12 protein-coding genes are annotated in these 12,493 nt (G+C 39.0%); 10 read left to right on the top strand and 2 right to left on the bottom strand.

Annotated elements, in window-relative coordinates; genetic code table 11:
* Positions 1-55: 55 nt before the first annotated feature.
* From IQ259_RS02570 to IQ259_RS02535, 8 genes are all read left to right on the top strand, one after another.
* Positions 56-1,048, top strand: coding sequence for a DUF5895 domain-containing protein (locus tag IQ259_RS02570; protein WP_193880405.1), 993 nt, complete (start codon positions 56-58; stop codon positions 1,046-1,048).
* 79 nt (positions 1,049-1,127) lie between these two features.
* Positions 1,128-2,462 (top strand): DNA polymerase III subunit beta, encoded by a 1,335-nt coding sequence (gene dnaN, locus IQ259_RS02565; protein WP_193880403.1) that lies wholly within the window; start codon positions 1,128-1,130, stop codon positions 2,460-2,462.
* A 64-nt stretch (positions 2,463-2,526) separates the two neighbouring features.
* The gene (gene dnaX / locus IQ259_RS02560) at positions 2,527-3,816 is read left to right on the top strand and encodes a DNA polymerase III subunit gamma/tau (protein ID WP_193880400.1); all 1,290 of its coding nucleotides are present in this window, start codon (positions 2,527-2,529) and stop codon (positions 3,814-3,816) included.
* A gap of 156 nt (positions 3,817-3,972) precedes the next feature.
* The gene (locus IQ259_RS02555; RefSeq protein ID WP_193880397.1) at positions 3,973-5,790 is read left to right on the top strand and encodes a 3'-5' exonuclease; all 1,818 of its coding nucleotides are present in this window, start codon (positions 3,973-3,975) and stop codon (positions 5,788-5,790) included.
* An 88-nt stretch (positions 5,791-5,878) separates the two neighbouring features.
* On the top strand, positions 5,879-6,646 hold the full coding sequence (locus tag IQ259_RS02550; protein ID WP_193880394.1) for a hypothetical protein: 768 nt from the start codon (positions 5,879-5,881) through the stop codon (positions 6,644-6,646).
* Between the two features lie 140 nt (positions 6,647-6,786).
* Positions 6,787-7,746, top strand: a complete 960-nt coding sequence (holA, locus tag IQ259_RS02545) for a DNA polymerase III subunit delta (protein WP_193880391.1) — start codon at positions 6,787-6,789, stop codon at positions 7,744-7,746.
* Complete coding sequence (locus IQ259_RS02540; protein WP_193880388.1) at positions 7,743-8,618, top strand: AAA family ATPase; 876 nt, start codon at positions 7,743-7,745, stop codon at positions 8,616-8,618. The genes holA and IQ259_RS02540 overlap by 4 nt, the downstream gene beginning before the upstream one ends.
* Positions 8,619-8,696: 78 nt before the next feature.
* Positions 8,697-9,368: a hypothetical protein gene (locus IQ259_RS02535; protein WP_193880385.1), complete on the top strand. Its 672-nt coding sequence runs from the start codon at positions 8,697-8,699 to the stop codon at positions 9,366-9,368.
* A gap of 3 nt (positions 9,369-9,371) precedes the next feature.
* Here IQ259_RS02535 and IQ259_RS02530 read toward each other — a convergent pair whose 3' ends face one another.
* Positions 9,372-10,067: a hypothetical protein gene (locus IQ259_RS02530; protein ID WP_193880382.1), complete on the bottom strand. Its 696-nt coding sequence runs from the start codon at positions 10,065-10,067 to the stop codon at positions 9,372-9,374.
* Between the two features lie 42 nt (positions 10,068-10,109).
* Positions 10,110-11,165 (bottom strand): hypothetical protein, encoded by a 1,056-nt coding sequence (locus tag IQ259_RS02525; protein ID WP_228014317.1) that lies wholly within the window; start codon positions 11,163-11,165, stop codon positions 10,110-10,112.
* 355 nt (positions 11,166-11,520) lie between these two features.
* On the opposite strand from IQ259_RS02525, the gene ssb reads away from it, so the two are divergent.
* On the top strand, positions 11,521-11,904 hold the full coding sequence (gene ssb, locus IQ259_RS02520) for a single-stranded DNA-binding protein (RefSeq protein ID WP_193880376.1): 384 nt from the start codon (positions 11,521-11,523) through the stop codon (positions 11,902-11,904).
* A gap of 73 nt (positions 11,905-11,977) precedes the next feature.
* A complete protein-coding gene (locus tag IQ259_RS02515) occupies positions 11,978-12,397 on the top strand; it encodes a hypothetical protein (protein ID WP_193880374.1) in 420 nt (139 codons plus the stop codon).
* The last annotated feature ends 96 nt before the right edge of the window (positions 12,398-12,493 follow it).

Below are 12,493 nucleotides of genomic sequence, written 5' to 3'. Positions count from 1 at the left end.
TTTACAACGACTTTTTGCTTTACGCATTAAATATTGATTTCCATTAATTAAAATTATGGCAAGAAATCAAACAAAGCCTACTAATTCTGCTACTGAAGAAAGCACAGTATCCCAGTCTGAACCCCCTGAACAAACAGTTCAGAATAATACAAACATACAAAAGCGTAAATTAGCTATTTCTAAATTTGCAAATCCTGAGTACAATGCGCCGATTAGTAATATCTGCATCTGCCAAGTCATTAATCACATGGAAGCAGAAAAAGTCGGGTTGTTTATCAAAGATAAATACTTAGCAGCAATTAACTGGCAAGGAAAAGAACCTACACACAAGCACACCTTCTCTAGTGGCACGCCAGAAATGGGAGTGTTGTTGCAATCGCCCAGGATGCACATTCTTGATGTTTCTCCCAGATACATTGAACAGCGCGATGACGGCAAGATTGTAGGAGTGTACGAATCACCTGATGGGTACGAAATGTACCAAGCACTTGGCAAAGATGCCGCAGTATTGAGAAGGTTCTACTTATTGCAACTTGTTGATGAAAATAATAATAACCTGCACTCAGTACCAATTGTCTTATCAATTAAAGGCGTTGCATCATCAAAATTTGGCGAGGCTTATAAACAGTTCCAACGCGAACTAGAGGTTGCATTTGCCCGATTTACTAATGCAACTGTCGCTGAAAAACGTGCAGAGTTTCATCGCCTCGGTGTATTTCAACCCACTTTTATGCCATCTCTTGAACCTAAAGAAGCAGTCAATCAAAGAGATAAATCTTGGGTAGCAGTTGTCACTTCATATAAATCACCAAATCCTGATGGAAGCGATTTTTTCGAATTTTTCTCAGAAGGCAAAGAAATCGATATCCAAACAACGATGCAGGCAAACCCCGAATTCTCTCACCGCATCGGTAAAACATCAACTGTTGTAGCAGAACATAATCGCCTGGTAGGTGCAGCTGATATGCCAGTAGCAGCACTTCCTCCTAGTACAGCAGGTCAAGCTTATACAGCATACAGTACTGAGATGGAAGAACTGCCCTACTAAAAAAACTATCTCATGTAACCGAAAAGGGTGCTAGAAATAGCACCCGTTAAAACATCATTTACTAAAAGCAAAATAACAAATGAAACTAACCATTGAACAATCTAAACTTGCAGAAATTTTAGAAACTGCTTATCTCGCAATTAGTCCTAAGCCTACTGATCCAATTTTAGGAAATATCTTACTGATAGCAAATGAAGATGGGATAGTATCAGCAACAGGAACAAACCTTAACCTCACAATTAATACTACAACGACCGCTAATGTAGAAACGTCAGGTCAGGTAGCACTACCAGCCAAACTATTAACTGACACTATTAACAATGTCAGAGGAGAAATTACCTTAGAGGTAGAAAACCAAGCCTGCATAATTACTCACAATAGCGGTAAATGCCGTCTGATTGGCGGAAAACCTGACGAGTTTCCAACTCTTCCCAAGGGAGAAAATCCAATAGAAGTAAATTTAAGTGCCAAGAAACTCCAAGCTGCACTTGAAGGGACACTCTATTGCACCAATGGTGACGAAACAAAGTTAGTTTTAACTGGTGTCAACTTCAAAATTGATACCAATAAGTGGCAAGCTGCTAGTACAAATGGTCACAAATTAGCACTAGTCACAGGAATACTTGATAGCGAATATTCTGACCCAATTGACTTTACTGTTCCAGGTAAGTCACTTAGCGAGTTAAACAAAATTCTCTCTCAAAGTGCCGATACAAGCGTGTGCAATATTCTTCTATCAAATAAAACTATTGAGTTTAGTCTTCCTAATACAAAGGTCATTTCTCGACTTTTAGAGGGAGAATACCCCAAAATCAATAGCTTGATTCCCAGAACATTTGAGTATGAATTTACATTAGAACGCAAGGGATTTGAGAGCGCACTAAAGCGGGTAAGTTATCTAGCCGAACGCAAGCAAAAGGTTGTCAAAATTCTCTGGGAATTGGAAGCTACACAAGCAACACTATACACCGAAGCTACTGATATCGGGGATGCAGTTGACTCGGTACTGATGAAACCAGCAACTAGTCATTCAGAAAACATCAGTATTGGATTAAATATCGACTACCTTATCGAAGGATTAAAGCACATCAGTACTGATGAAATCGTGGTGCGGTGTAACAAACCTACGCAACCAGTTATTATCTGCCCGATGGGAGGACTGCTCAATCAGCTGTATCTGGTAATGCCTGTAGAAATTAAGCAGGGGTTTGAAAAGGTAAATAACCAAAGTACAAAGACAGAAGCCAGCACTCAACCTGAGCCTAGCACTGAAGAAGTAACAGATATAGCGCAGGCAACAAATGATAGTGAAAATTCTGAAACAGAAATACCATCTTTGGTAGCACAAAATACCACTAAAGGTAAGTCAACCTCACGCTCGTCACGAACGAAAAAAGAAGCCGCGACTGCTTAAAAATTAAACTCCTTATCAGTGCAGTTGATAAGGAGTAAATAAAACACTTTTAGTCATTCAAACTATGTACCAACCACTACATCTTAAATATCGTCCCCAGACTCTTAGTGAAGTTATTGGGCAAGAACATATCGTTCGCACTCTCATAAATGCGATCGCTCTCCAAAAGATTGCACCTGCTTACCTATTTAGCGGCCCCAAAGGTACAGGTAAAACCAGTACCGCCCGCATCATCGCTAAATCCCTCAACTGTCAATCAAGCAATGAGCCGACAACCAAGCCCTGTGGAGAATGCAATTCATGCAAGGGAATTACAGCATCTTCTTCTGTTGATGTAACCGAACTGGATGCAGCAAGCAATAGTGGAGTAGAACTGATCCGAGAGCTTATATCCACTATCCAGTTTGCACCAGTGGAGGGTAGATTCAAAATATTCATTATTGATGAATGTCATGCCCTAAGCAGCCAATCGTGGCAAGCACTCCTCAAAACCATTGAAAGCCCTCCCCGTCATGTAGTATTTATCTTCTGCACAACCGAGTTACACAAAGTTCCAGAAACCATTGTCTCCCGTTGCCAAAAGTTTGACTTTAAGAGAGTTCCTGTCTCGCTAGTTGCAAGCTACCTAGAACAAATATCTCACCAAGAAAGTATCAACATTGCGCCATCAGCAGTTACCGCCGTAGCTAAAGCAAACAAGGGACATCTGCGCGACTCACTCAAACTATTAGATCAGTTAACCTTACTAGGTGAAGAGGAAATTACCTCTAATTGGGTTTGGGAACTATCAGGCACTATTCCCGAATACGATTTACTCACCGTCTGTGAAAATATCATCAAAGGAGAAATTACGAGCAATTTAGGCATCCTTCAAGATTGGATTGAATCTGGTAAACAGCCAACTGCTATCCATACAAGTCTTGTCAACTTCCTCAAAGACTTACTTGTGTGCAAAACTAATCTCAATAGCAGACATCTTACACAGCTAGAAGAGGACACCTGGGAAGAATTAGTAAGTATCTCGCAGTTGTGGAATATCGACCAGATCCGAAATGCGATCGCACTTTTAATGGCACGCCAAAATCTCATGCGGGATGAAGACGCGCACCTTTGGTTAGAAGCTACACTTATCGAGATAGTGCCAACCACAAAGGGTAGTCACCAATCACAACCCTGGAAAGATTGGAAAACTGCCCAAGATGCGATTAACTGGGGCAAGGAACAGTTACCCCACTTAACACAAGCGCAGTTACAAGAACACTGGCAAAAGCTGACACCTATTAATGGTAAAAAGGCACCTGCTTGGGTAGAAGCTGTCCAAAAGCTGCAACAAAAACAATTACAGCAAGCTTAACTTTAAGGAGGGTTATAACCGTAGTTATAACCCTATATTTCTTTCTTTATTTAATTAAATAACCAAATAAATTAACATTTACTACCACAGCAGCATACGCAGTTAAGTTGATAGTTAAAAATTAATATAAACATGAATTAGGAAAATTTCTAATTAATGAATTATAACCACAGAGATTTTGTAAAAAAATCTAGAGGGATAATCGTTGTCGATGAAGACAAACTAAACATTTATTGGAAAGACCCCTCTCCAATAAAACCTTGGCAGCCCAAAATACAACTCAAGCCGTATCAGGAACTTTTACAAATATTTGTTGATATCGAAACAGCAGGAATCAACCCATTTGAAAGCCGTATTTATGCTATTGGTTGTATGGATTCAAGGGGATATTCTACTATTTTCATGGATATCTCAGAAGCTAAAATACTGACCAAATTTATCAACCATCTCAGTAAAAGAAATCCAGATGTAATTTTCACATATAACGGGATGGCATTTGATATTCCATTTATTATTACTCGATGCAACTTGCACGGTATAAAACACCCATTTCAAGTTGCATCCAAATCTCGGACTATTCGTACCGCCCAAGTACGGGGTGAGCCACTAAAAATCCAGGAGGTGTTCATCCGAAATAGCCAACACGTAGACATCTATATCTGCGTTCTGAGGTGGGATTTCATAGCCAAAAAGCTAACTAACGGCAGATCGCTCAAAAAGGCTGTATTGGACATGGGACTGCGCCAGAACGCTAGGCTAGTTCTTCCCTATGAAGAAATCCTCACTTGTTGGAAAGATGGCCCCAACAGTAAGGGATGGAAACGCCTAAAAGAGTATCTTGTGTACGACCTCGAAGACACCCGGCTAATTGCGAATAGACTTGTACCCTCATACTATTACGAAGCACTAATTGTACCGGAAATGAATCTCCAGCAGCTAACACTTGCTGGTAATGGTACTAAATGGGAGCGAATATTTGAGCATCATTATCCAGGCTATAAACCAAAACCCGATCGCAAGTACAAATTCCAAGGAGGGATGGCTTACTCTATTCCTGGACTGTATAGAAGGGTTGGATATGCAGATATTAGTTCAATGCACCCTTGGGCAATGCTAGACAAGGGTATTTGCTCAATTAAAGATACAGAACGTATTGGGCTAAGTATTCTGCAATATCTGGTAAATGAAAAATTTAGGTTGGAACAACTTGCATCTGCTGGAGATGTTGCTGCTAAGGAAAAGAGAGAATCCGTCAAGGTTTTAGCTAACTCCGAGTTTGGATTCTTTGGCACCTCTGAACTCGCCTTCAATGATATGGAGGCTGCTGCATTAGTTACAGCCTACAGCCGAAAAGTACTCAAGCTAATGATTGAAATTATCACTCGGCACGGTGGTACTCCTGTGGAAGTTGACACCGACGGAGTATTCTTCACACATCCCAATCCAGAAGAAGTACGTAGTTTACTTCAATCTCAATTGCCTAAAGGGATAACTGTCAAGCTAGAGTTTATCGCTGACGCTATGTTTATCCCTGAACGGGGAACCAAAAATTACCTTTTATGGCTTCCAGACGGGAAAATCATCACTAAAGGCAACTGGCGCAACCGCGATCGCTCTCAATTAGAGAAAGAGTTTTCTATTGAGTATTTAACCCTGTTAATTCAAAATGTATCAGCAGCAGAAGATTATTATGCACACATCAAATCCCAGATTTTATCAAGGGAATATCCAAAAGAAAAACTTGCAATTACACGCAAGATTAAAGAGGGCGAAAAAGAAATACTCAAACTAGGGAAACCTGGAGATGTAGTCACTTACTATTACGGAATTAGTGGCATAACCAATATCAGCAGTAATGAAAATTACTCACGTCAATACTATCTTCACCTTATTGAAAAAAAACGAGAAGAAATTCTCAAAATAGCTGCTCCTGCGACACTAGAAAGTAACAAACGTCAGTTATCTCTTTTCTAAATGAACAAAGTTGAGATTTTACGTAAATCTCAAAGCTAATAAATATGAATGTTTTTCAAATTCATACATTCTGATATGTCTGTAACTAATGAAAAATAAATCCTTTTCTCGCAAGCCCAGGCTTAATAAAAAGCAAAGGGCTTGGGTAAACTCATTCCTGTCGTCTCATCCTAATGCCAGAGTTAGAACTATCTACGAATTAGATGGCGATCGCGTAGTTCAAATTGAGTGGTGGGAAAACACAAACCTAGTAATATTAGACCCAAAAACTTACATCCAAGGAATTATCAGCTACAACATGTGGGTCAAACTAAGAAAGTTTGGCGACCCCAGGAAAACAGCTGAGTTTTCTTATCGCATTACCCCACCAGAAAAACGAAGTGCATCATGGCACTTAACAGGTCAACTCTCTCTAGAACTCCCCCAATGTTACGAAGTTGCAGAACCAAACAACCCAGTTATCATTAAACCAAAAAGGAGAAATACTAAAACCAAAAAAGTTAAAAAATTTATTCAATATACTCTTCCTTTATCAGAGATTAGTGTTCAACTTCATACTACAAATATAAAAGATGATGGTGTTACTCTATATGGACAAGAAATATTACTAGAAAACACACCACACCTAAATTTAGTTCCTGGTAAAGAGACTAAACTTCCCGAAGCTATAGTCAAAATTCTCTCAGAGAAACAAGCTAGCTTAAAGGAATGGGAAACAGCTATTACACTATACGAGGTAACTGGTTCTAGTGGAGTGATAGAGTATCTTCAACAGTTAGATTCTTGGCGCAAATACTTGGGTAATAAACGAGTAGATAACCATATTGATAAAGACTCAATTCAAAATTTCGTATAACCAGCACAAACTTAAGTAAGGTATTTACTGGTTAGTACATAATAAATACCAAGCAAGCAGAAAGAGTTAATACTAACTCTTCTTTTTTTAACCACTGCTCATAACTAACGCATGGTAATTAAATGTTTATCTAATCTGTGATGCCAGTATACCTATACTACGGCGAAGATACCTATTCGCTCAATCAAAAGATTAACCATTTAGTGACTCAAAATGTTCATACTGAATGGAAAGCTTTTAACTACATCAAGTTATCTGAAAATGAGAAAAATATTGCTGCCAAGGTTTTTACTGAGGTTATGACTTTACCCTTTGGAGAGGGTAATAAAATTGTTCATACAGACAGCGAGCATTTAATTGGAAGTTTATCAGATGAGGATAATAACCAAGAATTTGAAAATCAACTTTCTCGAATACCTGCAAGTAACATTCTTTTAATTACTAGTAACAAAAAGCCAGATTCTCGTAGAACAGTAGTAAAAACTATCCTAAAATATGCTCAACAAGAAGAGTTTCCTCTCGTTCCTTGTTGGGATAAAAAGGGGATAGTTAATTTGATAGGGAAGTATGCAGCTATCCATCAAGTTAGACTTACACCAGATGTGACTGATTATTTAGTTGAAGCAATTGGTAATAACATTGCACGAGCCGATAGCGAATTTGCTAAACTTGCTGTCTATGCAAGTAAAAAAATTATTTCCCTTGAGGAGATAAAACAATTAGTTAGTAATCACAATACTGACTACCAAAAGCTTACTATGGCTATGTTAAGGAATCATTCAAACTTGGCAATAGCGCAGGTGGATAAACTACTAGATAGTAATGAACATCCACTCAAAATAGTAGCAACGCTTACGTCAGTTTTTCGCACTTGGCTAATAACTAAAGCTGGCGTAGAAACTAAATTATCTGAGATGAAGATTGCAGAAATAGCCGAATTGAAAAACCCTAAAAGATTGTATTACCTCAAAGATGAAGTCAAGTCTGTAGGCGTTCAAAAACTGAAAAACAGCCTTACCTTACTTTTACAACTCGAAACGGAACTCAAAAGCGGCACTAACAATTTAACTAGCCGAATTATCGAAATTTGCACGATATGAAAAACGACTTATTTACAGAAATCATCGGACAGCATACCGCCAAACTTCTACTAACTGAAGCAATCGAACGTAATCAAATTGCTCCCGCATACCTATTTAGCAGCGAAGTTGAGGGAGTGGGCAAAGGAAAAACTGCTCTGGCATTTGCAAATGCAATACTCTCAAGAGGAAGTCGCTCCGCGATCGCAGGAGAATCTAAACATCTAGACATCTTACAAATCAAACCAACCTATACCGAAAACACCTCCCAGCAGAAAAGTGTCCCTGCTATCCGAGTAGAACATGTGCGCGAGGTAATTGAATTTCTCTCAACTAGTGCAGTCGAGGGCAAGCAAAAGGTAGTGATTATCTATGAAGCGGATATGCTCAACCCTACTGCCGCTAACAAACTTCTCAAGACGCTGGAAGAACCTAAAACTGGAACGTTTATTCTGATATCATCCTATCCTCAAAAGCTATTACCCACTATCAAGAGTAGGTGTCAAATCATACCTTTACAAAGGTTAACTGATGAGGAGGTTATTTCTGTCCTTAAAGACCAACAGATTGAGGCAACAGAAAAAATACTAGCTATCAGTTCTGGCAGTCCTGGTCAAGCGATCGCCAATATTAAAATGTTAGCTTCCATCTCACAAGAAATCACAAAGGAACTGGAAGTGCCTCCTGACGATATCCTCAAGGCACTCAGTTTGAGTAACTCCATCTCAAGCTGGAATCACCAGACGCAGTTATGGTTGCTTACTTACCTGCAATACAACTGGTGGCAGAAATTAAAAAGCACTAAGCTACTAGCTAAATTCACCCAAGCAAGACAGCAATTGCTGCATCACGTTACTCCTAGAAGCGTTTGGGATAGCCTACTTCTGCCATAACAAAACCCACTCATTATCAAAAAGCACTGCCAGTTAGAAGTATTTCTAGCTGGCAGTATTTGTTTACACATAAAAAATATGAACCAGCAGCACAGTTTATTCGATGTCGAAGAAACCATCCGCAACAGTAAAAACCAAAAAACCAGCGAAATATTAAACCCTAGCACTAGAAAGATACTTCAGTTACTAAGCAGCCAAGGGATTAACAAAACTGTAACAGCCAGCCTACTCGATCTAGCAGGAGCAAGTCGTGAAATTGTTCAGTACATCGCCGGGCCAATTGTCACTCAGCAGAACGGCTGGCAACAGTCAATTCCCACTTGGGTTTGGCGCGCGATCGCAGTTGATAGATTAGATGCAGCTTTACAAGAGATAGACAAGGGAAAAGTAGGTAAACTCGCCTCTAGTAGCGAAGTTGTTGCACTGATGATGCCAATTGCTTTTGAAGTGCCGCTATCATCCCAATGGACAGATGTTTACCTCTGGGCAAGTTATGATGCCCTTGTCAGACACAGACCTTTCAAGAATTTTAACTACGAAAACCTGTGGGAGAAGATTGGTACAACTCCGGTTTCGTATGACAAAATTCGCTCTGATTATGAAACCCTGGCTGCTGATATTCGTTCTCGTGTAGTCAAACACGCGGCGAAAGAGGGATGGGGTAAGAAGTCTTCAAATAACAACAAACACCCTGTTACAGCAACTTCAACTGAGAGTAATACTAAGATGGAGCAATTGTCATTGTTTTAATAACTAATTGTTAGTACTTTTTTCAACATTCCTCCCAAATTCCTTCCTCTCTTTGTCCGTGAGAGGAGGAAGTTCTTCCTTGTAATAAAAATTGCCTAATTTTTGACACTGATTGACATAAATTCGTCTTGCTGAATCACTTGCCCCCAAGTCCTGACGCAAAAGTAATTTAAATGATTTTTCACGCTCCTTCAATTCTTTTGCTGCTACAAGAATTTCTGGTGATATGGCAGGATTTTCATAAGTAGAAGAAAGTTCCTCACTTGATGAATAAATGCTTAGTCTATTGCCAGCAGGTTGAGTTAGAAGACGCTGAGTATTATACGAATGCCATAGACCTAACTTTTCGCGCTGTAGTGACTCAATTTCAACCTCACCAACTCGGTCTGGAGTACTACGCCGCACGTAGATAAAACAAGCTTTATTAGCCGCTACAGTCAAACTCACTTTTACACCATTACCATCAAAATAAAACGAGTCAATTAAGTCGTTCTCTGCACTAATTTCTCCAAGCTTCTCTTTATTCGATAAATCAGGTAACACTTCTGAATTTAGTGACGGTGTAGCATTATTAACATTAGTTGAGGATAATGAAGGCGTAGGAGAAGGATTCGATTCTATAGCTGAAACTTTATTTTCTTTTTCTGGAGATGAACATCCAACCAGTAAGAATAATCCTATAAATAAATATTTTTTCATAAAAATAAATTTGTCTTTATTAACTCAACAGCAGAATATTAATTATTGTTTTCCATTCAAACGACCTATTTGATAAAACTCAAGCAGGTTAGGGAAAGCTTTTTGTAGCAACCAGTTCCGCCCAATTTCTGATTCGGGAATATTTGAAGCAGCCATGTAATAACCACTTCTGTAAGCAGCTACACCTAAACAAGCTTGTAGGCTGGATATAGCCCGTGAAGAAGCTGGAATATCCATCAAATCTTGTATATGACTGGGACGATAATTTTGTCCTGCCACCAAAAAATAAACTAAAGTATGAACCAAGCGGGATAAAATTACTGTTCGGTCTTGCCAACGTTCTAAATGAGACTTGATACAGAAATAATCAGGTAAATCAGCTGCTTGAGATTGATCAAGGAATAAATCGCTTTGGCTTTCGATAAAACTAGAATCCAGACCTATAAACTGTTTTAGAAAAACAAGCGTTTTGCCCCAACGTTCGTGTTCCTTAGTTTCAGGAGAGAACGCACCTTCTGAATACTGTGAACCATACTTTTTTTGAAGCTGTGCAACAGCCTCTTGATTGATATCACCCTGCCAGTCAGATTCAACAAAAAACTCTTTTACAATATCTTGCAAGTAGATGGATGAAAACTCACAAATATCCGGTGCCTCATCATCAAAATCGTCTTCATAAGTATCAATAAGAAATTTCTCTAACTCGATTTCTAGCTCCTGCTTTCTATTAACTGGCAGTAATGATTTAGCGTCTTCTAATGATAAAGGAAAATCTAAATAAGGATGACCTTTGGCTAAGTAAGAATCACCCAAATCTGCCAAACTTTCAAGCGCAAGAGTCCGGGCAAAATACTCATCTTGTGGGTGTACGCATATCCCCTCTAATTCCTTATCCACCAACATCATAGTAATTGCCAGTAAAGCAAACCATGAAGCATCATGCAAACAAGTTGGTAAATCAGCAATTAAATCTACTAACTTCAGTTCTAGAATTTCTCTCCAAACGCCTATCCTAGCGGTATTGGAAACATCACAAAAATGCTCAACCTCTTCTGCAACAGATGTTTCTCCTAACCACGTAAGATTTTCTACTTGCAAAGGTGAAGAGTAGTCAGGAGTAAGCTGGTTTTGACTATCTTCATCGAACTGTATCCACATCAAAGCCAAGAGCATCAGCTTACAAATACTTACTCGCTTCAGGAGAAGATATTCAAGCATAAGTCATTACTTATAATTTTTAGATACATACGACGACATTTGCGATCCCACCATAGCACAAGATAATTTGTCGTTCCTTAGTAAAAACCGCAATGTAATGAGAAACAGGAATCAAAAATAACTCATAAGTATGAAGCAAAAGATGAGCTTTAAATAAAACAAGTCGTCAAATTGATAAATCCTAAAAGAACTAATGCTGACGCAGCAATAAGAGAAATATATAAATTCTCGCGTTATGAACTATATCAACAAAGTCATGCTAGTTGGCAGATGTGGACAAGAACCCGATCTGAAATATTTCGAGTCCGGTGCAGTTAAGGCTTCAATCTCTATTGCAGTAAGACCCCCCTACAGAAGTGAACAAGCCCTTTGGTTTGATTTAGTCGCTTGGGGAAATCAAGCAGAAGTGATTGGAAATTACGTTCGTAAAGGGACTCAGATTGCAATTACTGGTGAGTTTGGATTTGATCGTTGGGCTGATAAAAATTCTGGCACTATACGGCAAAAACCTGTAATCACAATCAACACCATCGAATTACTAGGTTCACCCCGTAAGGAAGAATCTACATCTACTTCTGTACCAAACGAAACACAGGCTGTAGCTAACGCAAATTTCTAGAAAATTACAAATCGCCTATGCAGTATAAATCATAGGTGATCAACCATCTAATCAATCTACAAACCAAACGATCATGATTCATAATACTGCCACTATTAATCTTAAATCAGTGAACACAACCCACGACAAAGAAGGTTCCTTGATTGCTTTTGGGATTGCTGAATTCTACTACCGTTCCAAGGATGGAGTCGTTACTGACGAGATACCATTCCGTTCCAAAGGCGCACCTGCTGTCGTCATCAATGAACAGGGGGAAGGCGTACATGGTACAGCAGAAGGATATCTTGATTTAGTGGTAGATAACAGGGGTGAGTACAAAGAAAAGATTGCCACATTCGTAATTAGAAACTTTATCTCAGCACAACCTATTAACGAACTCACCCAAGTTAGCAAAAACTCTCACTCGCCTGAAACTCCCGATTTTGCCAAGGAACTACTCGAAGATAACGTTACTTCAACAAATGAAGACCTAGACGAAGAACCTCCATTTTAGAACCAATTAACTGAATAATGCTAGTCCAGGCAGGTTTACTGGTTTGAACTAGCGTTATTTTTTTTCAAAAATCCAAAATAAAAATCCACTGTTTGG

The sequence above is a fragment of the Fortiea sp. LEGE XX443 genome (assembly GCF_015206815.1).
GTDB lineage: Bacteria > Cyanobacteriota > Cyanobacteriia > Cyanobacteriales > Nostocaceae > Nostoc_B.
The sequence above is the reverse complement of the archived record's forward strand: the minus strand, read 5'-3'. Positions and strand labels throughout refer to the sequence as shown.